Raw genomic sequence first — 26,106 nt, forward strand, 5'->3', positions numbered from 1 at the left:
TATCAGTGCGTTTCGCGGTTAGATCTTGCAAGCCCCGCCGGCGCAGCCGTCATCTTGCAGATCGGTCTGGGTGTCGTCGGCACCATCACGGGTGTTGTGATAGTAGAGGGTCTTGAGACCGTATTTGTAGGCGGTCAGCAAGTCTTTGAGCAACTGCTTCATCGGCACCTTGTTGCCTTCGAAGCGGGCCGGGTCGTAGTTGGTGTTGGCGGAGATCGCCTGATCCACGAACTTCTGCATGATGCCGACCAGCTGCAGGTAACCGTCGACGCTCGGCTGTTTCCACAGCAGTTCGTACTGATCCTTCAGGCGGTGGTACTCCGGCACCACCTGCTTGAGGATGCCGTCCTTGGAGGCTTTCACCGACACCAGGCCGCGGGGCGGCTCGATGCCGTTGGTGGCGTTGGAGATCTGGCTGGAGGTCTCGCTCGGCATCAGGGCGGTCAGGGTGGAGTTGCGCAGACCCACGGTCTTGATCTCTTCGCGCAAGGTTTCCCAGTCCAGGTGCAGGGGTTCATTGCACAGGGTGTCCAGATCCTTTTTATAGGTATCGATGGGCAGGATACCCTGGGCATAGGTGGTCTCGTTGAAGGCCGGGCAGGGGCCGAACTCGCGGGCCAGTTGCACGGAGGCCTTCAGCAGGTAGTACTGTATCGCCTCGAAGGTGCGGTGGGTCAGGGCCAGACCGGAACCATCGGAGTAGCGGGCACCGTTTTTCGCCAGGTAGTAGGCGTAGTTGATGACGCCGATACCCAGGGTGCGGCGGTTCATGCTGCCCTTCTTGGCGGCCTTGAGCGGGTAGTCCTGATAGTCGAGCAGGGCGTCCAGAGCGCGCACTGCCAGCTCGGCCATCTCTTCCAGATCTTCCAGCTTCTCGATGGCGCCCAGGTTGAAGGCGGAGAGAGTGCACAGTGCAATTTCGCCGTCCTCGTCATCCACGTTGTTGAGCGGCTTGGTGGGCAGCGCAATCTCGAGGCAGAGGTTGGACTGGCGAACCGGTGCCACGCTCGGGTCGAACGGGCTGTGGGTGTTGCAGTGATCCACGTTCTGGATGTAGATGCGACCGGTACCGGCGCGCTCCTGCATCATCAGGGAGAAGAGATCCACCGCCTTCAGGGTCTTCTTGCGAATGGCCGGATCCTGCTCGTACTTGACGTAGAGCGCTTCAAACTTGTCCTGGTCCGCGAAGAAGGCGTCATAGAGGCCGGGTGCATCGGACGGGGAGAACAGAGTGATGTCACCGCCCTTGATGAGGCGCTGGTACATCAGCTTGTTGATCTGCACGCCGTAGTCCATGTGACGGACCCGGTTCTCTTCCACGCCGCGGTTGTTCTTCAGTACCAGCAGGCTCTCCACCTCGGTGTGCCACAGCGGGTAGAACAGGGTGGCCGCACCGCCGCGCACGCCGCCCTGGGAGCAGCACTTCACCGCCGTCTGGAAGTATTTGTAGAAGGGGATGCAGCCGGTGTGGAAGGCTTCGCCGCCACGGATGGGGCTGCCCAGACCACGGATGCGGCCGGCGTTGATGCCGATGCCGGCGCGCTGGGACACGTAGCGCACGATGGCGCTGGCGGTGGCATTGATGGAATCCAGGCTGTCGTCACACTCGATCAGCACGCAGGAGCTGAACTGGCGGGTCGGGGTGCGCACGCCGCTCATGATCGGGGTCGGCAGGGAGATCTTGAAGGTCGAGACCGCATCATAGAAGCGCTTGATGTAGTCCAGACGGGTATCTTTCGGATACTTGGAGAAGAGGCAGGCTGCTACCAGGATGTAGAGGAACTGCGGGCTCTCGTAGATCTCGCCGGTGACGCGGTTCTGTACCAGGTACTTGCCTTCGAGCTGCTTGACCGCCGCGTAGGAGAAGTCCATGTCGCGCCAGTGATCGAGGTAGCCGTTCAGCTCCTCAAATTCCGCCTGGGTGTAGTCTTCCAGCAGGTGCTTGTCGTACTTGCCCATGTCCACCAGTCTGGCGACGTGCTGATACAGGTGGGGCGGCTCGAACTGGCCGTAGGCCTTCTTGCGCAGGTGGAAGATGGCCAGACGGGCAGCCATGTACTGGTAGTCCGGGCTTTGCTCGGAGATGAGGTCAGCAGCAGCCTTGATGATGGTCTCGTGGATGTCGGCGGTACGGATACCGTCATAGAACTGGATGTGGGACTTGAGCTCCACCTGGGAGACCGACACGTTGTCGAGCTTCTCGGCAGCCCAGTCGAGCACACGGTGAATTTTATCCAGATCGATGGGTTCTTTGTGTCCGTTACGCTTCGTCACAAACAAGTTCATTGGCTGATGACCCCTTTCATTGATACCTGCCGGTATCGGTTGATTCCCGAAAAGCCATCGCACAATGGCGCAACCCGGCTCCGTCTGTCGAGGGGAACTGGGCAGGGATTGTGCGATGAATCACAAGATGTAGTGTTATTTTTAATGCGAACTACAAGATAGTGAGGTCGATGCGGTAATGCAATCTGTGGATAACGCATTAGCTGTGGATAAATTGTGGGTGTCGGGACGGGAGTTAGTGGACGCTCACAGCGAACGGGTTTTCATCCGTCCGATCCGTCAAATGCAAGTCCGGCGATCGAAGATGGAAAATTAAAATAACTTTTTTTGCTTGCGAAAGCAGGGTGTTTTTACTAGCAAATCCGGCCTGCTCATCCCTTGTGCAGTCAGGGTCAAAAGGTGTCCTGTTACGCCGTTCGGGGGGTTGCCAAGCCCGTAAAAAGAGGGATCGTCCGGGATCCCTCTGGTGTGCTGCGGGGGGAGCTGCGCGCCGGGGCTGATGCCCACATGGCCATCGGGACAACATCAAAGTTGCCCCGCAGATCCACCTCTATCCGGATGCCTTGTCGGTCATGGGCAATGAACGTGTCAGCTCAGTTCGTAACGCAGCCAGTGGTGCAGGGCCTGCACGGTATCAAAGTGAAGGTCGGCGCCCCAGAGGGCGGGATCCTCGTCATCATTGAGATAACCCCAGCCAGCCACCGCGGTACGCATGCCTGCATTGCGGCCTGCCTCGATGTCGCGCACGTGATCCCCCACATAGAGACACTGGTTGGCCGCGATGCCGAGGCGCTCGCAGGCAAAGTACATGGGGGCGGGGTCGGGCTTGCGCACCGGCAGGGTGTCGGCGCTGACGGTGACGCCGCAACTGGCCAGCGCCGGCAGGGCTGCCAGGAGCGGTTCAGTGAGAAAGCCCGGCTTGTTGGTGACGATGCCCCAGGGCAGTTGCTTCTCGTCGAGCCACTCGATGAGATCCACCATGCCTTCATAGGGGCGGGTGCCGACGCAGAGGTTGGCGGCGTAGTAATCGAGCAGGGCGGTGCGAAGGCGGGTAGCCCCCAGCTCCTCGAGCAGCTCGTCCCCAAGACCGGCCCTGAGCAGCCCGAGGGCCCCGTGGGAGGTGGTCTGGCGGATGATGTCGTCAGAGAGCGGGGCAAAGCCTTCGCTTATCAGCACGTGATTGACGGCGGCGCCAAGGTCTGGGGCGGTGTCGAGCAGGGTGCCGTCCAGATCAAACAGCACGCAGCGCAGGGGCATGGGGTGAGGTGTGCTCATCAGCCTTGCTCCGGGCGCTCGAACGCCACCATGTAGTTGACGTCGACATTCTTGCCGAGCTTGAAGCTGTTGGAGAGCGGGGCGTAGTGAACGCCGCTCATGTCCCGTACCAGGAGGCCCGCTGCTTCCCCCATGCGACAGAGTTCGGCGGGGGTGATGAACTTCTTGTGATCGTGAGTGCCCTTGGGGACCATCTTCATCAGGTACTCGGCCCCGAGGATCATCATCAGATAGGCTTTGGGGTTGCGGTTGATGGTGGAGACGAACACCTTGCCCCCCGGCCGTACCAGGGTGGCGATGGCGCGCAGCACCGAGGCCGGGTCCGGCACGTGCTCCAGCATCTCCATGCAGGTAACCACGTCATACTGGCCAGGCGCTTCATCGGCGTGGGCTTCGGCGGTGATCTGGCGGTACTCGAGCTCCACACCTTGTTCCAGCGCGTGCAGGCGGGCGACGCCGAGGGGTTCCTTGCCCATGTCGATGCCGGTGACCCGGGCCCCCCGGCGGGCCATGCTCTCGGAGAGGATGCCGCCACCGCAGCCGATGTCGAGCACGCGCTTGCCAAACAGGCCGCCGCTCTTGTCGGTGATCCAGTCAAGGCGCACCGGGTTGATTTGATGCAGCGGCTTGAATTCGCCCTCCATGTCCCACCAGCGGGAGGCGATGGCTTCAAATTTGGCGATTTCTGTCAGATCGACATTGGCATCACTATTCATGTTTTGATGATCCTGTGGCAAGGCGCGCAGCGGGCTGGGCGCGCGCAATCTATTGTCCTGGCGCGCATTATAACGGACCGACTTCGTCGCACCAGCCCGATGTGCTCATCGGATTTGTGGCTTAATGTATTTGGCTCAGTGTGTTACCATGTCGCGCTGTTTAAGCCAAAGAACAACTAATTAGGGATTAAGGCTTTCTATGAGCGATCTGGCCAGAGAGATCACGCCGGTCAACATCGAAGAAGAGCTCAAGAGTTCCTATCTGGATTACGCCATGAGCGTGATCGTAGGACGAGCTCTGCCGGATGTGCGTGATGGCTTGAAACCGGTTCACCGCCGCGTTCTGTATGCAATGAACGAGCTGGGGAACGACTGGAACAAGCCCTATAAAAAATCGGCCCGTGTGGTCGGTGACGTAATCGGTAAATATCACCCGCATGGCGACAGCGCCGTGTATGACACCATCGTCCGCATGGCGCAGGATTTCTCCATGCGCTACATGCTGGTCGACGGTCAGGGCAACTTCGGTTCGGTGGACGGCGACAACGCCGCGGCCATGCGTTACACCGAAGTGCGGATGGCGCGCATCTCCCACGAGCTGCTGGCCGATCTGGACAAAGAGACCGTGGACTGGGTGCCTAACTACGACGGCACCGAGATGATCCCGGCTGTCATGCCCACCAAGGTCCCCACCTTGCTGGTCAACGGCTCCTCCGGTATCGCGGTGGGCATGGCGACCAACATCCCGCCTCACAACCTCACCGAGATTGTCAACGGTTGCCTGGCGCTGATCGAAAACGGCGACCTCACCATTGACGAGCTGATGACCCATGTCACCGGCCCGGATTTCCCCACCGGCGGCATCATCAACGGCCGTTCCGGCATCGTGCAGGCGTACCGTACCGGTCGCGGCTCCGTCTATGTGCGGGCCAAGGCCGAGGTGGAAGTGGACGAGAAGACCAGTCGCGAGACCATCATCGTCCACGAGATCCCCTATCAGGTGAACAAGGCTCGCCTGATCGAGAAGATCGCCGAGCTGGTCAAAGAGAAGAAAATCGAGGGCATCAGCGCCCTGCGCGATGAGTCCGACAAGGACGGCATGCGCATCGTCATCGAGATCAAGCGCGGCGAGTCCGGCGAGATTGTGCTGAACAATCTCTACAAGCACACCCAGATGCAGACCACGTTCGGCATCAACATGGTGGCGCTGGACAACAACCAGCCCAAGGTGATGAACCTCAAAGAGATCCTGGATGCGTTCCTGCTGCACCGCCGTGAAGTGGTGACCCGCCGGACCGTGTTCGAACTGCGCAAGGCGCGGGATCGGGCGCATATCCTGGAAGGGTTGGCGGTGGCATTGGCCAACATCGACCCCATCATCGAGCTCATTCGCCACAGTGCGACCCCGGCGGATGCGAAAGCCGCCCTGGTAGCCAAGGGCTGGGAACTCGGCAACGTGGCCGCCATGCTGGAAAAAGCGGGCGACGACGCGGCTCGCCCCGAGTGGCTGGAGCCGGAGTTCGGCATCCGTGAAGGGCAGTACTTCCTGACCGAGATCCAGGCCCAGGCCATCCTTGACCTGCGTCTGCACAAGCTGACCGGCCTCGAGCACGAGAAGATCCTGGAAGAGTACCAGTCTCTGCTGGATCTCATCGCCGAGCTGTTGCACATCCTGGCAAGCCCCGAGCGCCTGATGGAAGTGATCCGTGACGAACTGCTGGCCGTGCGCGAGCAGTACGGCGACGAGCGTCGCACCGAGATCAGCATGTCCAGCGCCGAGATCAACATCGAAGATCTGATCACCCCGGAAGACGTGGTCGTTACCTTGTCTCACCAGGGCTATGTGAAGTATCAGCCGCTCTCCGACTACGAGGCCCAACGCCGCGGTGGTCGTGGCAAGTCGGCCACCCGGATCAAGGAAGAGGACTTTGTGGAGCGTCTGCTGGTGGCCAACACCCACGACACCATTCTGTGCTTCTCCACCCGTGGCAAGGTCTACTGGCTCAAGGTGTATCAGCTGCCGGAAGCGTCCCGTGGTGCCCGCGGTCGTCCGATCATCAACCTGCTGCCGCTGGATGAGGGTGAGCGCATCACCGCCATCCTGCCGGTGAAAGAATATGACGCCGACAAGTATGTCTTCTTCGCCACCGCCAACGGCACCGTGAAGAAGACCAGCCTGTCCGACTTCAGCCGTCCGCTCTCCTCCGGTATCCGTGCCATCAACCTCAAAGAGGGTGATGAGCTGATCGGGGTGGACATCACCGACGGCAGCAACGAGATCATGCTCTTCTCCGATGCGGGCAAGGTGGTTCGCTTCGCGGAAGGCAGCGGTCGCGCCGATGCCGATGCCACTGACGAAGTCGATACCGATGACGACACCGGCAACGACGATGACGGCAGCGACAACGGCGAAGGCACCGAAAGCAAAGGCACCTTCAAGGGCGTACGTCCCATGGGTCGTACCGCTGCCGGTGTGCGCGGCATCAAGCTGGGCGCCGGTGACAAGGTGGTCTCCCTCATCGTGCCCCGTGGTGATGGTGCCATCCTCACCGCCACCGAGAACGGTTACGGCAAGCGTACCGCGCTGGACGAGTACCCGACCAAGAGCCGGGGTACCCAGGGCGTCATCTCCATCAAGGTGGATGAGCGCAACGGCAAGGTGATCGATGCGATCCAGGTCGAAGATACCGACCAGATCATGCTGATCACCAACGGCGGTACCCTGGTACGTACCCGGGTGTCCGAGGTGAGCGTCATCGGCCGCAACACCGGCGGTGTGCGTCTGATCCGTACCGGTGAAGACGAGACCGTGGTCGGCCTGCAGCGCGTTGCCGAGAGCGACGAAGAGGAAACCGAGGCCCTGGCTGTTGAAGGGGAGGTGTCTGAAGGCACCGACACCGCAGCGGACGCTGGCGCCGTCGATACCGGGGAGGCGGGCGACGAGTAATCGTCCCCCTTTGTCCGATGCAAAAGAGCGACCTTGATGGTCGCTCTTTTTTTGTCCGCCTCACCGCAGGCTCTCCCCGTCCTTGTGCTTGCCCAGCAGCTCTCTTCTCTGCTGCCCAGCTCCGTCTGCCGTGCATGCAGCCCTGCCTACCACGGCGTCATCTTCCTGATATGCAGGGCTGGCCTCATCGCATCAACACGATTCCTTCACTCGGCTGTCATGGCCCTGTCATGACGGCCAGCCATGCTGCCTGCGTTGAATGAGGCCACCACAGAGGCAGGCATCGCTTGCCAGGAGCACTGTTATGACGAGCTGGGTAATGTGGGAGATCTGGTGGAGCCGGATGTGGGGAGGGCAGGAGAAGGCGCGCCTTAGGGTGGATGAGGAGGAGGTGGCGCACGAGCCATCACGCCTGCCTGCGGAGCTGATTGCACAGCGCCATCCAGCGGGGAGCTGCCCGCCGAGACCACGGGGCTGACGGCGCTCAGAACAGACGCAACTGCTCGCCCGGGCGGATGAAGGCGGCTGTATTGAGTGCTACATGGCGCTTGCCCAGTTGCAGCCGCCTGCTGATCAGGCGAAAGCGCTGGGCGAGCAGGTCGGCAAACTGTCCTTCACCTCGCATGCGGCTGCCAAAGGTGGCGCTGTTGAGTGCGCCACCCCGGCTTGCCCGCAGCTGGTTGAGGATCGCCTCTTTCTGGCCGGGATAGTGCGTATCGAGCCAGTCGCAAAAGAGGGTGGTGAGCTCGTGGGGCAATCGCAGCAAGATGTAATCCGCACAGCCCGCCCCGGCGTCGACGGCGGCCTTGATGATCTGTTCCAGTTCAGGCTCGTTGAGCCTGGGGATCATGGGGGCCGCCAGCACGCCGACCGGCACACCGGCCTTGGCCAGTCGTTCGATCACCTTGATCCGCCCAACCCCCGTGCTGGCCCTGGGCTCCAACTGTCGCCTCAGCGTGTCATTGAGGGTGGTGACCGACACCATCACCTGGCATAGCCCTTCTTGGGCCAGCTCGGTCAGCAGATCGAGGTCGCGCAGGATCATGGCGCTCTTGGTGATGAGTCCTACCGGATGGCGATGAGCCAGCATCACCCTCAGGAGTTCGCGAGTCAGGCGATAGTGGTGCTCGATGGGTTGATAGGGATCGGTATTGGCCCCCAGCACGATGGTTTGTGGCTGATAGGCTGGCTTGGCAAACTCCCGTCGCAGCAGCTCGGCAGCATTGATTTTGGCAAACAGCTTGCTCTCGAAATCCAGCCCGGGGGAGAGCTCAAGGTAGGCGTGGCTGGGTCTGGCATAGCAGTAGATGCAGCCATGCTCGCACCCCTGATAGGGATTGATGGAGCGACCGAAGGGAAGATCCGGCGAATCGTTGTAGCTGATGATGCTGCGGGCGCTGATCTCCGTCACCTCTGTGCGGGGAGCGCTGGCGGCAAATGCCGCGTCCCAGTCGCTCTGACTCCAGCCGTCGTCAACGGTTTCGATTTGCGGGCCGCTGAAGCGGTGCTCGACATTGTGGTTCGCGCCTCGTCCTGCCATCACATCACCAATTCACTGTTTGTATATACAGTTATTTTGCTGTGTAGCCCGTCAAACTGCAAGTTCGCAAAGAGCGACCCCATGAAAGAGGGTGAACCCGGGTGATCTCCTGCTTGATCTGTTGCTACATTTCGTTTACATAGACGAAATGCGAACCAGATCACGGAAAATGTCATGCAACCTACTACTGCCCGCTGGCTCTTCATCGCCCTCATTGCGCTGGTCATCTGGCGTCTGATCCCGCTCTCCACCGATCAGGAGCTGGCGGCGGCCAACCGCGCTTGGCGGACAGGGCACTTTGATGAGGCGACCCGGATCTGGTCGCCGCTGGCGGAGCAGGGCCAGCCACGGGCACAGGCGCTGATGGGTTGGAGCCATGAAGTGGGGCAGGGGAGCGAGCAGGATATGGATCGCGCCATCCGACTCTATCGTCAGGCTGCGCAGGCGGGGGACGCTTTCGGCCAGTATCGGCTGGGAGAGGTCTATCTGCGCGGGGCCGGGGTGAAGCGGGATTTGCACGAGGCGTTTCGCTGGATGGAGCTGGCAGCCAGGAACGGTGATGTGCCCGCCATGCTGAAGGTGGGCATCCTGCACCTGATGGGGGTCAACGGGCGGGTTGAACTGGCCGAGGCGAAGCAGTGGCTCTATCAGGCCTCGCAAAAGGGCAACAAGATGGCACTCCAGGTATTGCAGGAGATGGCGCTGGCCGAGGAGGGACGCAGCGCCTTCGATTTCAATGGCCACTCTTTTCTGAACGCCGGTTAGGGATCAACGGCTGGCGGTGACTTTGCCGGGCGTCACGTCCGTGACATAGAGGGTACTGCGCTCGGCACTGTGGACGATGCTGCATACCTCCCGCTTGCTGCCATCGCCCAGGATCACCAGCTCACCGATATGGACGGGACAGTGAGTCGTGAGAAGGTGATCCGGATGAACCAGCTTTTCTGCATGCTCCGGAAATGAAATGTCGTAGGTGTACATCATGCTCTCCTTGCTTTGGCTGACGCCTCAATCTGGTACAGGGTATGGCAGCAGAAGGGCGCCCTCGCAAGTAGGACTGGTTGACACCCGCGCTTAGACGGTATGCAAAATCGCCAAGACAGCTTGTCTGGGTTGTCGCGTCTGATACAATCCCCCGCTGTACCTCTCAATGGATGGCCTTGCACACGCCATATGGTGTGCCACTGCCGTGTACCAACCGTATTGTGAACGGTGAAACTCGGGAGTGAACAGCTGGACATGAAAGGGTTTCTCCAACCTGCATGTGGCCTTTGGTAGGGGTCACCACTGTATAAGGAAACACCTAATGCCAATTATTACTCTGCCTGACGGCAGCCAACGTCAATTTGCCCACGCCGTTTCCGTCATGGATGTGGCCGCGGACATCGGTCCCGGTCTCGCCAAGGCGTGCATTGCCGGTCGGGTAAACGGTGAACTTGTGGATGCCTGCGAGCTGATCGAAGCCGATGCCTCCCTGGCCATCATCACCGCCAAAGACGAAGAAGGTCTGGACATTCTGCGCCACTCCTGTGCTCACCTGCTGGGTCATGCCATCAAGCAACTCTGGCCCCAGACCAAGATGGCCATCGGTCCCGTTATCGACAACGGTTTCTACTACGACATCGATCTCGACCGCACCCTGACCGACGAAGATCTGGCTGCCCTGGAAGAGCGCATGCTGGCGCTGGCCGCCAAGGATTACGACGTCATCAAGAAGAAGGTCTCCTGGCAGGAAGCGCGCGACGTGTTCGAAGCCCGTGGCGAGACCTACAAGGTCGAGATCCTGGATCAGAACATTGCCCGTGATGACCAGCCCGGTCTCTATCATCACGAAGAGTACATCGACATGTGTCGCGGCCCGCACGTGCCCAACATGCGTCATTGCCACCACTTCAAGTTGCAGAAGATGTCCGGCGCCTACTGGCGCGGCGACTCCAACAACAAGATGCTGCAGCGCATCTACGGCACCGCCTGGGCTGACAAGAAGCAGCTCAAGGCCTATTTGCAGCGTCTGGAAGAGGCCGCCAAGCGCGACCACCGCAAGATCGGCAAGCAGCTCGACCTGTACCACATGCAGGAAGAAGCGCCGGGCATGGTGTTCTGGCACAACGATGGTTGGACCATTTTCCGCGAGCTGGAAACCTTCATCCGCGGCAAGCTCAAAGAGTACGACTATCAGGAAGTGAAAGGCCCCTTCATGATGGATCGCGTGCTGTGGGAGCGTTCAGGTCACTGGGAGAAATACGCCCAGGCCATGTTCACCACCCAGTCCGAAAACCGCGAGTACGCCATCAAGCCGATGAACTGCCCGGGTCACGTGCAGATTTTCAACCAGGGTTTGAAATCCTACCGCGATCTGCCGCTGCGCATGGCCGAGTTCGGCTCCTGCCACCGCAACGAGCCGTCAGGCTCCCTGCACGGCCTGATGCGGGTACGGGGTTTCACCCAGGATGACGCCCACATCTTCTGTACCGAAGAGCAGATCATGGAAGAGGTGTCTGCGTGCATCCGCATGGTCTATGACGTCTACGGTACCTTCGGTTTCGAAAACATCGTGGTCAAGCTCTCGACCCGTCCGGAGCAGCGTATCGGCTCTGATGAAGCCTGGGATCGCGCGGAGGCCGCGCTGGCCGAGGCGCTGGAACTCAACGGCCTGAAGTACGACCTGCAGCCGGGCGAGGGGGCTTTCTACGGTCCCAAGATCGAGTTCACCCTGCACGATTGCCTTGATCGTGCCTGGCAGTGTGGTACCGTGCAGCTCGACTTTGCCCTGCCGGGCCGTCTTGGCGCCACCTATGTGGGCGAAGACAACGAGCGCCACATCCCCGTGATGATCCATCGCGCCATTCTGGGCTCGCTGGAGCGCTTCATCGGGATCCTGACGGAAGAGTACGCCGGTCTGTTCCCGACCTGGCTGGCTCCGACCCAGGCCGTGGTCATGAATATCACGGATAACCAGGCCGATTATGCTGTGAAAGTTGCCAAGGCATTGAATGATGCGGGCCTTCGCGCAAAAGCGGACTTGAGAAATGAGAAGATTGGCTTTAAAATCCGCGAGCATACTTTGAAGCGAGTACCCTTCATGCTGGTCTGCGGCGACAAAGAAGTAGAAGCCGGCAAGATTGCAGTGCGTACTCGTAAAGGGGCTGACCTGGGCTCTTATCCTGTTGAAGAGCTGATTGCTCTGTTGACCCAGGAAGTTCAGACCCGCGGACAAAAGAAAGTGGAGGAATAAGCTATAAAAGGCGGAAAAAAACTGGGCAAGCAACCGCAAGCCCGCGCTCACCGGATCAATGAAGAGATCCGTCTGAAAGAAGTTCGTCTGACTGGTCTGGATGGTGAAGCCATTGGCATCACCTCCATTCAGGATGCGCTGAACTTGGCCCTTGAGGCTGGAGTGGATCTGGTCGAGATCAGTCCGAACGCTGAGCCGCCCGTTTGCCGGATCATGGATTACGGCAAATTCCTCTACGAAAAGAGCAAGACCACCAAAGAACAGAAGAAAAAGCAGAAAGTCGTCCAGGTCAAGGAAATCAAATTCCGTCCTGGCACAGACGAAGGCGACTATCAGGTAAAACTACGCAACCTGGTTCGCTTTCTGGAAGACGGGGACAAGGCAAAGGTCACCCTGCGCTTCCGTGGTCGTGAAATGGCCCACCAGGATCTTGGTATCAAGGTTCTCGAGCGCGTCAAGAACGATCTGGAAGAGCTGGCCGTAGTCGAATCGTTCCCGAAAGTCGAAGGCCGTCAAGCTGTGATGGTCCTCGCACCCAAGAAGAAATCTTAAGGCCCACAAGAAATTGACTCATGGGGCTGGCCCCATGAGTCGGTTCGCCTTGCGATTTTGTTGTCACTCACAATGCGGAGTATGAAATGCCGAAGATGAAAACCAACCGGGGCGCCGCAAAGCGCTTCAAGAAGACTGGCTCAGGTCGCTTCAAGTGCAAGCATAACCACCTGCGTCACATCCTGACCAAGAAGAGCAGTAAGCGTAAGCGTCAGCTGGGACCGAAGTTCTTTGTTTCCGCTGCCGACCACAAACGTGTTGTCGCTTGTCTGCCGTACGCATAAGGGGGGATGTGAAAAATGCCAAGAGTTAAACGTGGTGTGACCGCTCGCGCTCGTCACAAGAAAGTAATGAAAGCCGCCAAGGGTTACTACGGCGCCCGTTCCCGTGTCTACCGCGTAGCGGTACAAGCGGTAACCAAAGCTGGTCAGTATGCCTACCGTGACCGTCGCCAGAAGAAGCGTCAGTTCCGTCAACTGTGGATTGCGCGTATCAACGCTGCAGCCCGTCAGAACGGCCTGTCCTACAGCCGTCTGATCGACGGTCTGAAGAAGGCTTCCATCGAGATCGATCGCAAGATCCTGTCCGATATCGCCGTTCACGACAAGCTGGCTTTCACCGCCCTGGTTGAAAAAGCTAAAGCAGCTCTGGTCTAATCCAGCTCTGTTATAAAAATAAAGGAGGCTCAGGCCTCCTTTTTTGTTGCTCATTTTTGAGCGTTGGCAGGTAGCATGCCACGTTCATAAATGCTTTATCCTTCCATATGCCAACAAACTAGAACAAACGATGCTTGTTTCAATCCTGTTGCATCTGGCTTGTGGCTTTTCCATATAACAAAATGATTTGCAGGGAGAAAAGCCCGTCATAACTATGGTCAGCCAAGGGGCTTTTTTTGTATTATTCCCCTCTTGACCTTATTTAGCCTAAAGGCTCCTGTTCCGGGAGTGGTGACGAGGAAGACATGCAACAGCTTGAAGAAGTAGTCGGCCAGGCCAAGGCCGAAATTGAGGGCGTAAGCGACATCGCCGCCCTCGACGAAATCCGGGTCAAATATCTGGGTAAAAAGGGCTTTTTTACCGAGCAGATGAAGGGCCTGGGCGCCCTGTCCGCTGAAGAGCGTCCCGCAGCGGGCGCCGTGATCAACCAGGCCAAACAGCAGGTTCAGGATGCCCTGAACGCGCGTCGTGAAGCCCTCGAAGTCGCCGTGCTGAACCAGAAGCTGGCCGCCGAGACCATCGACGTCAGCCTGCCGGGCCGCCGCATCGAGAATGGCGGTCTGCACCCGGTGACCCGTACCATCGAGCGCATCGAGCGCCTGTTTGGCGAAATGGGCTTCAAGGTTGCCCGTGGTCCCGAGATTGAAGATGGCTTCCACAACTTCGATGCGCTGAATATCCCGGCTCACCACCCGGCGCGTACCGATCACGACACCTTCTACTTCAATCCTGATCTGATGCTGCGTACCCACACCTCCGGTGTGCAGATCCGCACCATGGAACATCAGCAGCCGCCGATCCGCATCATCGCGCCGGGCCGCGTCTATCGTAACGACTACGACATGACCCACACCCCGATGTTCCACCAGGTCGAAGGCCTGCTGGTTGACGAGCATGCCAGCTTCACCGAGCTCAAGGGCATCCTGCACGACTTCCTGCGCAACTACTTCGAGGAAGACTTGACCATTCGCTTCCGTCCTTCCTACTTCCCGTTCACCGAGCCGAGCGCCGAAGTGGACGTGATGGGCAAGAACGGCAAGTGGCTGGAAGTGCTGGGCTGCGGCATGGTGCACCCGAACGTGCTGCGTTCGGTCGGCATCGATCCGGAAAAATACTCCGGCTTTGCCTTCGGCATGGGCGTTGAGCGCCTGACCATGCTGCGTTACGGGGTCAACGACCTGCGTGCCTTCTTCGAAAACGACCTGCGCTTCCTCAAGCAGTTCAAGTAAGGGCGAGAGAACATGAAATTCAGTAAATCCTGGGTGATGGAGTGGGTCCGCACCGAGTTGAGTGACAATGCACTGGCCGAGCAGATCACCATGGCCGGTCTGGAAGTGGACGCCGTGGAAGCGGTGGCCGGCCAGTTCAACAATGTGGTCGTGGGTGAAGTGGTCGAGTGCGCCCAGCACCCGGACGCCGACAAGCTGCGGGTGACCAAGGTCAATGTGGGCGAGGCCGAGCTGCTGGACATCGTCTGCGGTGCGCCGAACTGCCGCGCCGGCCTCAAAGTGTGCGTGGCCAAGGTCGGGGCGACCCTGCCGGGTGATTTCACCATCAAGAAAGCCAAGCTGCGCGGCCAGCCGTCCCACGGCATGCTCTGTTCCTTCAGCGAGCTGGGCATCGACGTCGAAGCCGATGGCATCATCGAACTGCCGCTTGATGCCCCCATCGGGACCGATATCCGTGAATACCTCGCGCTCAACGACGTCAGCATCGATGTGGATCTGACCCCGAACCGTGCCGACTGCCTCGGCATCGCAGGTCTGGCCCGTGAAATCGGCGTGCTCAACAGCGTGGACGTGGTCGAGCCGACCTGGGCGCCGGCTGTTGCCACTATCGATGCAACCTTCCCGATCCGGGTTGAAGCGCCGGCAGATTGCCCCCGTTATCTCGGCCGTGTCATCAAGGGGCTGAACCTGCACGCCCAGAGCCCGCTCTGGATGCAGGAGAAGCTGCGCCGTGGCGGTATTCGTTCCATCGACGCCATCGTTGACATCACCAACTACCTGCTGCTGGAATACGGCCAGCCGATGCACGCCTTCGACCTGGCGACGCTTGAAGGGGAACTGGTGGTGCGCCGCGCCAAGGCCGACGAGCCCATGACCCTGCTCGATGGCAACGAGGTGAAGCTCAAAGAGACCACGCTCGTGATTGCCGATGCCAAAGGCCCTGCCTGCATGGCCGGCATCTTCGGCGGCGATCGCACCGGTGTCTCCGGGACCACTACCGACATCCTGCTGGAGTGCGCCTTCTTCGCGCCGCTCTCCATCACTGGCCGTGCCCGTGCCTACGGTCTGCACACCGACTCCTCCCACCGCTTCGAGCGCGGGGTGGATCCCGAGCTGCAGGCCAAGGTGATGGATCGTGCTACCCGTCTGCTGCTGGACATCTGCGGCGGTGAAGCGGGTCCGGTCATCGAAGTCAAATCCGATGCCCATCTGCCCAAGGCTGCCCCCATCAAGCTGCGCCGCACCAAGCTCGACAAGGTGATCGGCATCAGCGTGGCGGATGCGCAGGTGGTCGAAATTCTGACTCGTCTGGGCATGCAGGTAACCGTGGATACTGACGGCTGGACCGCGCTGGCTCCCTCCTGGCGTTTCGACATCGCCATCGAGGAAGACCTCATCGAGGAAGTGGCCCGCATCTACGGCTACAACAACATCCCGAACCTCAAACCCGCCGCATCCCTCGCGATGGTAGAGCAGGCAGAAGGGCAGGTGACCCTGAAGCGGGTGCGCGACCTGCTGGTTGACCGCGGTTTCCAGGAAGCGATCACCTACAGCTTCGTCGATCCCAAGGCTCAGCAGACCCTGTTCCCGCAGAGCGATGCCATCGTGCTGCCAAACCCGATCTCCGTCGAGATGTCCGCCATGCGCGTCTCTCTGTTCCCGGGTCTGGTGCAGGCGGTGGTCTACAACCAGAACCGTCAGCAGCCGCGCGTGCGCCTGTTCGAGCAGGGCCTGCGTTTCATCAAGGACGAGAATGCCGAGAACGGCATCCGTCAGGAGCCCATGCTGGCCGGCATCATCACCGGCAACCAGGGGGACGAGCACTGGGATGTCAAGGCCCGTCCCGTCGACTTCTTCGATCTGAAGGGTGACCTGGAAGCGGTGCTGGATCTGACTGCCGAAGGGGCTACCTTCACCTTCGAGCGCACCGAGCACAGTGCCCTGCATCCGGGCCAGAGCGCAGCCATTCTGCGTAATGGCGTCGTGATCGGCCACATCGGCGTGATCCATCCGAGCCTCGAGAAGAAGCTGGGTCTGAAGAGCCGCGCTGTCATGTTCGAGCTGGAGCTGGACAAACTGACGCCGGCCAAGGTGCCGGTTGCTGCCGAAGTATCCAAGTTCCCGGCCAACCGTCGCGACATCGCCGTGGTGGTTGACAGACAGATCCTGGCAGGCGACGTTCTGGCAGTAATTAAAAAAGTTGGCGGAAATCAGTTAGTTGGAATAAACTTGTTCGACGTATACCAGGGCGCTGGTATGGCAGAGGACAAGAAGAGCCTGGCCATCAGCCTGGTGTTGCAAGACACCCAGCGCACCCTGGAGGAGAAAGAGATCGCCGAGACCGTGGACAATGTCGTGCGGGCCCTCGGTGAAGAGTTGAATGCATCCTTGAGGGATTGATCTATGGCGCTTACCAAAGCCGACATTGCAGAGCACCTGTTCACCCAGCTCGGGATGAGCAAGCGTGAAGCCAAAGATATGGTGGAAGCCTTCTTTGAGGAGATCAGACAGGCGCTCGAGCGTGGCGAACAGGTCAAGATTTCCGGCTTCGGTAACTTCGATCTTCGCGAGAAGAACCAGCGTCCCGGACGCAACCCCAAGACGGGGGAGGATATTCCCATCAGCGCCCGTCGCGTGGTGACCTTCCGGCCCGGCCAGAAGCTCAAGGCCAGGGTAGAAAATGTTGAACCCAACGAGTGACAAAAAGCCAGGCAATCGCCTGGCTTTTCCATTCCGATGATAAAAATCCTTCTGTTGTCCGGCGCGCTGCTGGCCTTGCCACTGCGTGCCGCCATACTCCCGCTGTCACCGGGTGCCCAGGCTTATGCCGATTCGCTCACCGGACTGACCTTCTGTTACCCGGCCCTGCAACGTCCTCCCTATCTGGAGGCGGAGGGGGGCCTGCTTATCGATCGCATGACGCGGTTGGCAGAGCTGTTGCCGGTACCGGTGCATGTCGAGAAGCGGCCGAGCTGGGCAGCCATGACGCAGGATCTGCTGAACGGGCGCTGCGATCTCATTCCTCACGTCGGGCCTGCCCGGTCGAACTCGAGCGATACCGTCTTGAGCCGGGCCATGATGGAAGCGGAGTCCGCCATCCTCTATCGGGGTGAGCTCGATCAGGCGCAGTTTCTGGTGTCACCTATCTGGCAGGCCCAGGAGATCCTGAAGCGTCTCTATCCTGGTTCATCCCAGCAACAGCTGACCGATGCCGAGAACTGGTATGGTGCCCTGGTGGCCGGCAAGGGCAGCGCCTATCTCGGCGATTATCTGCAACTGCGCTACCTGATGCGGGAATTCCCGGATGAAGGGCTGCGCCTTCGCCGTCTTCGCAGCGATGATCTGGTCATCAGCTACCGGCTGATGATGCGCAACCAGCCCGAGTTGCTGGAGCTGGTGGATACGGCCATCCGCTATTTGCCGCCGGGCAGTCTCTACCGGGATCTGGGCAAGTATCTGCCTCAGGGTGAGCAGGATATGAATCCCCTGCATTTTACCGACAAGGAGCAGGCCTGGTTGGTCGGCAAGGCCCACACCATCAAGATGGTGGCGGATCCCGGTTTCATGCCATACAGCGGCGTCAACCAGCAGGGAGAGCTCATTGGCTGGAGTGCGGACGTCTTGCGGGAAGTGAGTCGGCAGACGGGACTGCGCTTCGAGCTGGTGCCCGCCGCCAGCCGGGAGGAGGCGTTGGCATTGCTGCGCAGTGGCGATGCCGCCATGATGGTCGGACTGATGGAGTCCGTCGCCCTGAACAAGGAGTTCAACTTTACCCGGATGGTGGCGACCAGCCGCTATGCCCTGGTCAGTCGCAGCAAGAGGGGGCCTGTCTCCCTCGCGGACGTCAGTGGCAAGGTGGTGGTCCCGAGAATGCTCTATGATCCCGGCCTGCTTGCCCGGTTCGGCCAGCATGAGTGGGAGGTGACCGACAACCTGCTGCAGGGATTGGCGGCGGTGCGGCATGGGGATGCCCAGGTCATGCTGGCGGAGTTGTACCAGCTCCAATATCCCATTCGAAACAACCAGTTGAGCGAGCTGACCATCACCGAATTGCCGGAGCGTTTCGGCCTCGGTTTTGCCATCCGGCCGGAACAGACTAGCCTGGCAGGGGTGCTGGATCAGAGCCTGATGACCCTCAATGATCGGCAGGTGGACGAGCTGGTGCAACGCTGGCGTCGCCTGGTGGTCAACCAGCAGGAAGGGGTCAGCTACGGTTTCTGGCTTGGCTCCGTGTTGCTGGCACTGCTGATCAGCATGGCGGTGATCTGGTCAGTCTGGCGTTCCCGCCAGCAACTGGCCCAGGAGGCCCGCGAGCGTCACAAGGTAGAGCAGGCGCTGGCGCTGGAAAGCAAGTTCAGGGAGTCTCTCTTCCAGGCACTCCCCGTTCCCGTGTTCTTGCGTAATGACAAGGGGGAGGTGATCAAGCGCAACAAGCGGGCCAAGCGCATGGAGGCGCGCTACGCCGCCGATCTGGTGCTGCCCGCGCCACAGTTGCAGGGCGCCGAAGGGGAGCTGGCGCTGCACGAGCAGGTCTACTCCTATGCCCAGATCCCCTTGCGACTGGGCCCCCAGGCACCGGCAGGGGATCTTATCGCCCTCTCCGACATCAGCGCCCTGCGCGAGCGTACCCGCCTGCTGCGTCAGGCAGAGCGGCGCCTGCGCGCCCTCACCAATACGGTGCCCGGTGTGGTGCTGCAATTCACCCTGCTGGGGGGAGCCATCACCCGGGTGGAGTTTGTGAGCCGGGGCAGTCACGAACTGCTGGGGCTGGCGAGCCAGCAGATCCGGGTCAATCCCAACGAGACCCTGACTCGCATCTCCCACCAGGACAGGCGCGAGATGCGAGCCCCCATGCTGGCCATGCTGCAAGCCGGGCGACCTTTCTCCCATCTGCTGCGCTATCAGCACCCCGCCAAGGGAACCCGCTGGCTGCAATTTTCCGGCAGGGGGCGCCGTCAGGGGGAGGGGTGGCGGATCTACGGGGTGGTGCAGGATGTGACGGCCAGGGTGGAGCAGGAGCACTCCCTGCAGCTTTCCCACGAGCAGGCCCAGCAGGCCGTGCTTGCCAAGGGGCGCTTCCTGGCCGCCGTGAGCCACGAGATCCGTACCCCCATGAACGCCATGCTCGGCTTGCTGGAGTGGCTCGAGCAGACCGGACTCAATGCAGAGCAGGCCTCGGCTCTGGCCCATGTCAGACAGGCGGGCAATGAACTGCTCGGACTGCTCAATGACGTGCTCGATTTCAGCCGCAACGAGACGCGCCAGTTGCGCCTCTCCGTGCAGCCCACGGATCTGGTGGAGCTGTGCGAGCATGTGGCGGCGGTGCACTGGTCCAAGGCGCGATCCCGCCATCTGCAGCTGCGCCTGGCGCTCGACCCGGCGCTGCCCGCCTTGATGGAACTCGATCCCCACCGGGTGCAACAGGTGCTGCACAACCTGCTCTCCAACGCCATCAAGTTCAGCGAGCGGGGAGAGGTGGTACTCTGGGCCCGGCGGCAAGGGGAGTGGATTTTGTGCGGGGTGGATGACGAGGGGCCCGGGATCAGTGCCGAGCTGTTGCCCCGGTTGTTCCAGCCCTTTGAGCAAGGGGAGGAGCCTGGCCAGCCCAGAGCCCAGGGGACCGGGCTTGGGCTGGCCATCTGCCGCCAGCTGATGGAACAGATGGGGGGCGAGATCCGGGTCGAGCCTCTGGCTCGCGGGGGTAGCCGTTTCCTCTGCTCGTTGCCCCTCAGGCATGCGCAGGAGAAGGCGCCCTGGCAACCGCGCGTCAAGACGGTCTCCCTGCAACTGTTGCCCGGGGAGCTCGAATATATGCGGGCCTGGCTCGCAGAGTTTGGCGTGGCCGAGGACCCGGCTGCACCTTGCCTTGGGGCCATGCAGGACGATGGGGGCTTGCGCGCTTGGTACTGGCAGGGGGAACCCTGGATCCCGGGCTCCGTGGTCAGCCTGCTGCAACCCAGACTCGTCCGTGGCGCCGAGGAGATCACGGATCTGCCGGGGGCAGGCAGGCGGGTGTTGCTGGTGGAAGATCACGAAGTGAACAGAATGCTGATCAGCATGCAGCTGGGGCAGCTGGGTGCCCGGGTATTGAGCGCGGCCAATGGCCGTCTGGCACTGGAGATCCTGCAATCGGAGTCGGTGGATCTGGTGCTGACGGACCTGCAGATGCCGGTGATGGACGGCGCCGAGCTCTGCAGGCAATTGCACGCCGATGAACGCTGGCAGCATCTACCCGTCTACGTCATCACCGCGGATCTCAGCGAGCAGGCGGCGCAGCGACTGGCGGAGTGCGGCTGTCAGGGCCATCTGGACAAACCCGTCTTGCTCAGGGATCTGGCCGTACTGCTTCGTACTGTCTTTGGTCCCCATGACGGGGGGAAGGCACCGCAGCCAACGGCAGCCCTTTCCCTGCCAGTCTCCCTCAGCCCGGCCCTCGTTGACATCTATCTGGCATCGGTTCACCAGGATCTGGCCGACATTGAGCGGTGTGTCACACAAGGGGACGAGAAGGCCCTCAATACGGCTTTACACAAGATGAAGGGGGCCGCCAAAATGGTGGGGGCTACCCCCCTGGTAGAGGTGATCGACCGTTGGCAGGAGGCCCCCGGACATCCCCTTGGAGCCGCCTTGAGGCAGTGCGTGGAAGAGGTCTGCCGACAACTGGGCGAGAGAGCATGAGATGATCATCACAGATGAAGAGTTGATGGCCTTGCTGGAGTCTGATGACAGCCAGGAGCCAACGTTTTACCCGGTCAGCGTCTATGCCCTGGACGCCGTCTCCCATCAGGCGGTCAAGGGGGCGGGCCTGCCGGCCTATGCCAATCTGCACCGCACCCGACCCGATGCCGGCTGGCAATGGGAAGGACTGTTTGCCGCCGGGGCCATCGCCCTGTTTGATCCTGCCTCTCATCAGGGGGCCGACTATCTGCCTCATCTGCTGGCTCCCGGGGCGGGGATCTATCGCCTCAGCGATCCCTGGCTCGAGGGGTTGCAGGCTCGGGAGCAGGGGTGGCGTGCTTGGCTCGCCCAGTGCCAGATCCTGCTGCTCGAAGATCACCCCTTCCAGGGAGCCTGCATTCAGCAGGAGATCCAGGGACTGGGGTTGCCCTGCCACTGGGTTCAGGATGGCGAAGGGTGCCTCAAGGCGCTGGAAGAGGGGGGCGTGAGATTGCTTATCTGTGATCTCAGTCTGGCGGAGCAGGATGCCATCAGCCTGCTGATGAGCCATCCCCAGTATCGCCACAGCGGTCTGCCCATCATCCTGCTCTCCGCTCATGATCAGACCCTGATAGACGGTGCCCGGCGTCTCCTGCACGATGCGGGTTTCAACGTGCTGGCCGCCCTGGCCAAGCCGCTGCAAAGCGACGATCTGCTGCGTCTGCTCAAGATGCTCTATCTTGGCCCCCAGCGTCAGCGCAGGCTGGGCGGGCTCAAGCGCACCGTGCGTAGCTGGCAGGGGGAGGCGAGAGGACAGCTTGGGCTGCTGGCAGATGCGGCCTCCTGCACGCTGCCGATCTGGCTGAGCCTGAGCGGCCTTTCCCCCCACTGGGAGCCGCTCAAGCTCTGGCTCGAGCAGCATGGACGAGAAGCAAGCGAGCTGACCCTGGTCATCCACCGACGGGATCACCTGCTGAGCCAGGCGGACCGTTTCGCCCTGGTACTGCAGGCGAGCCTCGCGGGGGCCAGACTCGCGCTGCTGCTCGATCATGCCCAGCACCTGCCGTTTGATCTCATCGAGCGTCTGCCGTTGCAATCCCTGCTGCTCGGGCAACACCTGCTGCCCGAGCTGGAGGCGATGGCAGCCGACTCCTTGCTGGCCCGCTTCATCCAGCGCTCCCGGGAGCTTGGCATCGCGCTCTACCTCGACGACCCCTTCAACCTGCAGGATGCCGCCCAGTGGCAGGATCGCGGCGTGGCAGGGCGCTGGTGAATGGCTCGCTATCTTTGCTGGCCGCTCGATGAGACGCGCTTGTGGCAGGGGATGACGGGTTGGACTGCTCCCGCCTCACGGGCCGCCCTGCCGATGACGATGGTGGTGGGGGGGCTCACTTGCCACTTGCAGGAGCTGGCGGGCAGCGACCCGGAGCGGATAAGCGCGGCTTATGACGCCCTGAGCGAGCAGAGCGTCTATTTGCGCTTCATGCGGGCCAAGCAGCCTGCGACGGCCGAGCAGCTCGCCTTCTTTCTCGACTACCCCAGAGAACCCCAGATAGGATTGCTGCTGACCGACGAGCAGGGGACACCGCTTGCCATGGCCCAGTCCGTGCGCCGGCGCCTGCACCCGGACAGGGCCGAGTTCTCCTGCATCGTCGCGGATCATTTTCAGCATCGCGGCGCCGGGCGTCGCATCCTGCTGGCGCTTGCGCGACTGGCATACGGGGAGGGGATCCGGGAGTGGACGGCGGAAGTGCTCGGCCAGAATCGCCCCATGCTGGCCCTGCTCAAGGGGCTCGGGTTGCCACTCACCCTGGTGACAGGACGGGAGATGGTCTTTGCCAGGCTGGATCTCGCGCCCATGGCGAGCTTTGTGTTCCCATCGGCCTAAGACCAAGGGCGAATGGGCCGCCTCTTGCTCCTGTGCTAAGGTCAGCCTGTTACCCGTTGGAGGAGAACAACCATGGTGCAGTCAGCCAAACATATCGTGATCCTCACCGGTGCCGGCATCTCGGCCGAATCCGGTATCAAGACCTTCCGGGCCTGTGATGGCCTGTGGGAAGAGCACAGGGTGGAGGACGTGGCCACCCCTGAAGGCTATGCGCGGGATCCCGAACTGGTACAACGTTTCTACAATGCGCGGCGCCATCAGTTGCAGCGCGCCGAGATCCACCCCAATCCGGCCCACTATGCATTGGCACGTCTGGAGCGCCTGCTGCCGGGGCGCGTCACCCTGGTCACCCAGAACATCGACAACCTGCACGAGAGTGCCGGCAGCAAGAACCTCATCCACATGCACGGCGAGTTGCTCAAGGCACGCTGCCCGGGCTCGGGTCAGGTGATCGAGTGGCGCGGGGATCTCCATCAGGAAGAGCTGTGTTCCTGCTGCCAGTTTCCCCACCCGCTGCGCCCCCATGTGGTCTGGTTCGGGGAGATGCCCCTCGGGCTTGACCGCATCTACTCGGCCCTGGCCCAGTGCGATCTCTTCATCTCCATCGGGACCTCCGGGGCGGTCTACCCTGCCGCCGGATTCGTCCATGAGGCCGGCCTGAACGGTGCCCATACGGTGGAGCTCAATCTGGAGCCGAGCGAAGTGGGCAGCCAGTTCGATGAAAAACGTTATGGTCCGGCTTCCTTGCTGGTGCCCGCTTTTGTGGATGAACTCCTGCAAAGTTGCGGTGTGCATCAGCCTCTCACCGTCGAGGGACATAACTGGATGGAGATGCGCGGCCCATAATTATTGATTTTTCACACAGTTGCATTGACCCACTGAAATCGCCACACTGACACCTAACTTCAAGATGCAGCTGGCACAACATGTCATGAACTTTCCAACGCGCGGGATGGCCTCTCTCCTGCTGGTGCTTTTCTCGTTCGGTACCCAGGCTTCCTCCTCTTCGCTATTGCAACTGATCCTGCCGGACAAGCGGGAAATCACCCTGGATGAGGCGGCGCTGGCCGCCTTGCCACAAGTGGAGTTCGAGACGGCGACGCCCTGGACCCTCGGCACTCATCGCTATCGTGGCCCGACCCTGAAGAGCGTGCTGGCAGCGCAGCAGGTGGATAGTGCCAGCGCCATCGATGTTGCTGCACTCAATGGCTACCAGCAGCGGGTCGATCTCTCCCTGTTTGCCAAGGTGCCGCTGACCCTGGTGCGTTACCAGGATGACAAACCGCTCACCCGTCGCAATAAAGGGCCGCTCTGGCTGCTGGTCCCCCTCTCGGCCCATCCCGACATGGATGTGTCCGCCATCCACAACAACATGGTCTGGCAGGTGATCCGCATCGAGGTTGTCCCGTGACGCGACGACAGCGAGATAACCTGCTGCTTGCAGCCATTTCCCTGCTGTTTCTCTTCTCGTCCCTCTGGGGGCTGCTGCTGCAGAGTCGGCACGAGCAGCTCGTTGACATGTTCTACCGCAACACCCACTGGAACATCAGCCAGGTAATGCAGGAGTCCCAGCGATTTCTCTATGATGTGCGCCTCTACCGTGCCGGGGCGCTCGACATGGCGGCCCTGAGCCTGGATTACGACCTGCTGTGGAACCGGCTGGATGTGTTCCTGATCAGTACCGAGACCGCTGATGCGCGAGCGAGGCATGGGTTGGGGGAGGTGCTTGAACGGCTCTTTGACGAACTCAAGGGGCTGGATCCCCAGATGCAGTCCGGGGAGCTGAAGAGGGGGAAAGCCCTCGATCTTGCCCTCGTCCGGCTGACCGGTTTGATCCATCAGGTGGAGCAGATTGGGGATCAGATCCTTTCCGGCCAGGAGCGGGAAGCCTCCCTCAACCAGTTGCGCCAGAGCCTGTTCTGGATCCAGATCTGGCAGTTGATCCTGCTGGTGATGGGCTGTGTGCTGGTCTTTGCCCTCATTCGAACCAATCTGCAGAATCGTCGCCTCTCCCTGCTCGATCCCATGACCCGGCTTGGCAACCGTCGGGCCTTGCAGGGGCAGCTCAGGCAATCCCTGCTGCAAGATCGGGTCCAGGCGCTGGCGGTGCTGGATCTGAAGCGGTTCAAGCAGGTCAATGATCTGCTCGGATACCAGGTTGGTGATCGCCTGCTGCAGGCAGTCGCGGCCCGGTTGCGTCAGGCATACCCCGGCCGTGCGTACCGGTTGGGGGGCGATGAGTTCGCCGTGGTGCTGGACGACGAAGAGGGAGATCTCGATGCCCGCATGGCCGCCATGGTGAGTCTGTTGCAGTTTGAGTTCGTGACCCGGGAAAGCAGCTTTGAGCTGGCGTGTCGCTTCGGAGTGGCCTGGCGCGAGGGTGGCGAGGATGCCGATGAGCTATTGGAGCAGGCCATATTGGCATTGAACGAGGCCAAGCGTGAGGGGACCACCCTGGTGTGGTATCAGAGTGCGATGAAGGCTGAGCTCCACATGGCCCAGCGGCAGCTGCACCAACTGCGGGAATGGCTGGCGGGGGCCGCCCCTTCACCCCTGGAGACCCTCTGCGAGCCGATGAGAGACGAGCAGGGCGTGCCGGTAACGGCGGTCAGCCTGCGCTGGCGGGTGAGCCAGCAGCCCTGTGACGTGGGCTGGATGCAGGAGCGTGGTGTCCTTGGGCCCGTGATGGCGCGATGGCTGACAGAAGAGCCATGCAGTGGCACCTTGCTGGTAAGGCTTCATCAGCCTGCCCAGCTGGCCCCTCTGCTGGCGAGCCTGCCCCCCTTGCCACAGGGGAGGCTGATCCTGGCATTGCCTGCGCTGATACAGGATGCCACCCTGCTTGAGAAGATGCGCGAGTGTGGCTGCATGCTGGCGCTGAGCGAGCTTGGCAGCAGTGCCCCCGAACTGCTGCAGGCGGGCTGGCCAATTCGCTACTGGCTGCCAGCCCCCTCCGGGCACGAAGCGCTGCTCCAGCCGTTGGCAACGGCGCTGGGGCTGCTGCGCCTGGCTCCCCGGGGAGAGGCGCAGCAAGAGGATAATCTCAAGCTGAGTTGAGTGGTGGC

General features: G+C 61.1%; 21 protein-coding genes. 16 read left to right on the forward strand and 5 right to left on the reverse strand.

Features of this window, described 5'->3' with window-relative positions; translation table 11 throughout:
- Positions 1-18: 18 nt before the first annotated feature.
- From nrdA to ubiG, 3 genes are all read right to left on the reverse strand, one after another.
- Entirely contained in the window at positions 19-2,286 is a 2,268-nt protein-coding gene (gene nrdA, locus AB5Y53_RS08890; protein WP_010674815.1) for a class 1a ribonucleoside-diphosphate reductase subunit alpha, read from the reverse strand.
- Between the two features lie 588 nt (positions 2,287-2,874).
- Positions 2,875-3,561, reverse strand: coding sequence for an HAD family hydrolase (locus tag AB5Y53_RS08895; protein ID WP_368181702.1), 687 nt, complete (start codon positions 3,559-3,561; stop codon positions 2,875-2,877).
- A complete protein-coding gene (gene ubiG, locus AB5Y53_RS08900; RefSeq protein ID WP_041211453.1) occupies positions 3,561-4,277 on the reverse strand; it encodes a bifunctional 2-polyprenyl-6-hydroxyphenol methylase/3-demethylubiquinol 3-O-methyltransferase UbiG in 717 nt (238 codons plus the stop codon). Before ubiG ends, AB5Y53_RS08895 begins: the two co-directional genes overlap by 1 nt.
- A gap of 199 nt (positions 4,278-4,476) precedes the next feature.
- Between ubiG and gyrA the strand changes: the two genes are divergently transcribed.
- Both gyrA and AB5Y53_RS08910 read left to right on the forward strand, forming a co-directional pair.
- Complete coding sequence (gyrA, locus tag AB5Y53_RS08905) at positions 4,477-7,224, forward strand: DNA topoisomerase (ATP-hydrolyzing) subunit A (RefSeq protein WP_368181704.1); 2,748 nt, start codon at positions 4,477-4,479, stop codon at positions 7,222-7,224.
- A gap of 304 nt (positions 7,225-7,528) precedes the next feature.
- A complete protein-coding gene (locus AB5Y53_RS08910) occupies positions 7,529-7,702 on the forward strand; it encodes a hypothetical protein (RefSeq protein WP_164882096.1) in 174 nt (57 codons plus the stop codon).
- A 6-nt stretch (positions 7,703-7,708) separates the two neighbouring features.
- Here AB5Y53_RS08910 and AB5Y53_RS08915 read toward each other — a convergent pair whose 3' ends face one another.
- Positions 7,709-8,764, reverse strand: coding sequence for a PA0069 family radical SAM protein (locus tag AB5Y53_RS08915; RefSeq protein ID WP_368181705.1), 1,056 nt, complete (start codon positions 8,762-8,764; stop codon positions 7,709-7,711).
- A gap of 174 nt (positions 8,765-8,938) precedes the next feature.
- Between AB5Y53_RS08915 and AB5Y53_RS08920 the strand changes: the two genes are divergently transcribed.
- Complete coding sequence (locus tag AB5Y53_RS08920; protein ID WP_164882852.1) at positions 8,939-9,529, forward strand: tetratricopeptide repeat protein; 591 nt, start codon at positions 8,939-8,941, stop codon at positions 9,527-9,529.
- Between the two features lie 3 nt (positions 9,530-9,532).
- Here the strand turns inward: AB5Y53_RS08920 and AB5Y53_RS08925 are convergent, their stop codons facing one another.
- Positions 9,533-9,745 carry a hypothetical protein gene (locus AB5Y53_RS08925; RefSeq protein WP_010674802.1) on the reverse strand — a complete coding sequence of 71 codons (213 nt, stop codon included), beginning with the start codon at positions 9,743-9,745 and terminating at the stop codon, positions 9,533-9,535.
- A 325-nt stretch (positions 9,746-10,070) separates the two neighbouring features.
- Here AB5Y53_RS08925 and thrS point away from each other — a divergent pair, with 325 nt between their 5' ends.
- The 13 genes from thrS to AB5Y53_RS08990 all read left to right on the forward strand — a co-directional run bounded on the left by thrS (position 10,071) and on the right by AB5Y53_RS08990 (position 26,098).
- Positions 10,071-11,999, forward strand: a complete 1,929-nt coding sequence (gene thrS / locus AB5Y53_RS08930; RefSeq protein WP_010674801.1) for a threonine--tRNA ligase — start codon at positions 10,071-10,073, stop codon at positions 11,997-11,999.
- 21 nt (positions 12,000-12,020) lie between these two features.
- Entirely contained in the window at positions 12,021-12,551 is a 531-nt protein-coding gene (gene infC / locus AB5Y53_RS08935; RefSeq protein WP_185219337.1) for a translation initiation factor IF-3, read from the forward strand.
- Between the two features lie 86 nt (positions 12,552-12,637).
- Positions 12,638-12,835, forward strand: a complete 198-nt coding sequence (rpmI, locus tag AB5Y53_RS08940; RefSeq protein WP_005300673.1) for a 50S ribosomal protein L35 — start codon at positions 12,638-12,640, stop codon at positions 12,833-12,835.
- Between the two features lie 15 nt (positions 12,836-12,850).
- Positions 12,851-13,207, forward strand: a complete 357-nt coding sequence (rplT, locus tag AB5Y53_RS08945; protein ID WP_010674800.1) for a 50S ribosomal protein L20 — start codon at positions 12,851-12,853, stop codon at positions 13,205-13,207.
- Positions 13,208-13,512: 305 nt separating this feature from the next.
- Positions 13,513-14,496, forward strand: a complete 984-nt coding sequence (gene pheS / locus AB5Y53_RS08950) for a phenylalanine--tRNA ligase subunit alpha (RefSeq protein ID WP_041215128.1) — start codon at positions 13,513-13,515, stop codon at positions 14,494-14,496.
- A 12-nt stretch (positions 14,497-14,508) separates the two neighbouring features.
- Positions 14,509-16,896, forward strand: coding sequence for a phenylalanine--tRNA ligase subunit beta (pheT, locus tag AB5Y53_RS08955; RefSeq protein ID WP_368181708.1), 2,388 nt, complete (start codon positions 14,509-14,511; stop codon positions 16,894-16,896).
- A gap of 3 nt (positions 16,897-16,899) precedes the next feature.
- Positions 16,900-17,196: an integration host factor subunit alpha gene (ihfA, locus tag AB5Y53_RS08960; protein ID WP_005300715.1), complete on the forward strand. Its 297-nt coding sequence runs from the start codon at positions 16,900-16,902 to the stop codon at positions 17,194-17,196.
- Positions 17,197-17,250: 54 nt separating this feature from the next.
- Positions 17,251-21,174, forward strand: a complete 3,924-nt coding sequence (locus tag AB5Y53_RS08965; protein WP_368182008.1) for a transporter substrate-binding domain-containing protein — start codon at positions 17,251-17,253, stop codon at positions 21,172-21,174.
- 1 nt (position 21,175) lies between these two features.
- Positions 21,176-22,426: a response regulator gene (locus tag AB5Y53_RS08970; protein WP_039040767.1), complete on the forward strand. Its 1,251-nt coding sequence runs from the start codon at positions 21,176-21,178 to the stop codon at positions 22,424-22,426.
- A complete protein-coding gene (locus AB5Y53_RS08975) occupies positions 22,427-23,041 on the forward strand; it encodes an N-acetyltransferase family protein (protein ID WP_368181709.1) in 615 nt (204 codons plus the stop codon). It abuts the gene before it with no gap.
- A 72-nt stretch (positions 23,042-23,113) separates the two neighbouring features.
- Positions 23,114-23,887: a Sir2 family NAD+-dependent deacetylase gene (gene cobB, locus AB5Y53_RS08980; RefSeq protein WP_041215132.1), complete on the forward strand. Its 774-nt coding sequence runs from the start codon at positions 23,114-23,116 to the stop codon at positions 23,885-23,887.
- A 106-nt stretch (positions 23,888-23,993) separates the two neighbouring features.
- Positions 23,994-24,452 carry a hypothetical protein gene (locus tag AB5Y53_RS08985; protein ID WP_010674793.1) on the forward strand — a complete coding sequence of 153 codons (459 nt, stop codon included), beginning with the start codon at positions 23,994-23,996 and terminating at the stop codon, positions 24,450-24,452.
- Positions 24,449-26,098, forward strand: a complete 1,650-nt coding sequence (locus tag AB5Y53_RS08990) for a diguanylate cyclase (RefSeq protein WP_368181712.1) — start codon at positions 24,449-24,451, stop codon at positions 26,096-26,098. The genes AB5Y53_RS08985 and AB5Y53_RS08990 overlap by 4 nt, the downstream gene beginning before the upstream one ends.
- The last annotated feature ends 8 nt before the right edge of the window (positions 26,099-26,106 follow it).

This window comes from Aeromonas sp. R7-5, from assembly GCF_040908015.1.
Taxonomy (GTDB): Bacteria; Pseudomonadota; Gammaproteobacteria; order Enterobacterales; family Aeromonadaceae; genus Aeromonas; species Aeromonas caviae.

What these genes read in the sequence shown, in the direction of transcription:
- nrdA (WP_010674815.1), bottom strand. Translation starts at nt 2,286, where the DNA reads ATGAACTTGTTTGTGACGAAGCGTAACGGACACAAAGAACCCATCGAT.
- AB5Y53_RS08895 (WP_368181702.1), bottom strand. Translation starts at nt 3,561, where the DNA reads ATGAGCACACCTCACCCCATGCCCCTGCGCTGCGTGCTGTTTGATCTG.
- ubiG (WP_041211453.1), bottom strand. Translation starts at nt 4,277, where the DNA reads ATGAATAGTGATGCCAATGTCGATCTGACAGAAATCGCCAAATTTGAA.
- gyrA (WP_368181704.1), top strand. Translation starts at nt 4,477, where the DNA reads ATGAGCGATCTGGCCAGAGAGATCACGCCGGTCAACATCGAAGAAGAG.
- AB5Y53_RS08910 (WP_164882096.1), top strand. Translation starts at nt 7,529, where the DNA reads ATGACGAGCTGGGTAATGTGGGAGATCTGGTGGAGCCGGATGTGGGGA.
- AB5Y53_RS08915 (WP_368181705.1), bottom strand. Translation starts at nt 8,764, where the DNA reads ATGGCAGGACGAGGCGCGAACCACAATGTCGAGCACCGCTTCAGCGGC.
- AB5Y53_RS08920 (WP_164882852.1), top strand. Translation starts at nt 8,939, where the DNA reads ATGCAACCTACTACTGCCCGCTGGCTCTTCATCGCCCTCATTGCGCTG.
- AB5Y53_RS08925 (WP_010674802.1), bottom strand. Translation starts at nt 9,745, where the DNA reads ATGTACACCTACGACATTTCATTTCCGGAGCATGCAGAAAAGCTGGTT.
- thrS (WP_010674801.1), top strand. Translation starts at nt 10,071, where the DNA reads ATGCCAATTATTACTCTGCCTGACGGCAGCCAACGTCAATTTGCCCAC.
- rpmI (WP_005300673.1), top strand. Translation starts at nt 12,638, where the DNA reads ATGCCGAAGATGAAAACCAACCGGGGCGCCGCAAAGCGCTTCAAGAAG.
- rplT (WP_010674800.1), top strand. Translation starts at nt 12,851, where the DNA reads ATGCCAAGAGTTAAACGTGGTGTGACCGCTCGCGCTCGTCACAAGAAA.
- pheS (WP_041215128.1), top strand. Translation starts at nt 13,513, where the DNA reads ATGCAACAGCTTGAAGAAGTAGTCGGCCAGGCCAAGGCCGAAATTGAG.
- pheT (WP_368181708.1), top strand. Translation starts at nt 14,509, where the DNA reads ATGAAATTCAGTAAATCCTGGGTGATGGAGTGGGTCCGCACCGAGTTG.
- ihfA (WP_005300715.1), top strand. Translation starts at nt 16,900, where the DNA reads ATGGCGCTTACCAAAGCCGACATTGCAGAGCACCTGTTCACCCAGCTC.
- AB5Y53_RS08970 (WP_039040767.1), top strand. Translation starts at nt 21,176, where the DNA reads ATGATCATCACAGATGAAGAGTTGATGGCCTTGCTGGAGTCTGATGAC.
- AB5Y53_RS08975 (WP_368181709.1), top strand. Translation starts at nt 22,427, where the DNA reads ATGGCTCGCTATCTTTGCTGGCCGCTCGATGAGACGCGCTTGTGGCAG.
- cobB (WP_041215132.1), top strand. Translation starts at nt 23,114, where the DNA reads ATGGTGCAGTCAGCCAAACATATCGTGATCCTCACCGGTGCCGGCATC.
- AB5Y53_RS08985 (WP_010674793.1), top strand. Translation starts at nt 23,994, where the DNA reads ATGGCCTCTCTCCTGCTGGTGCTTTTCTCGTTCGGTACCCAGGCTTCC.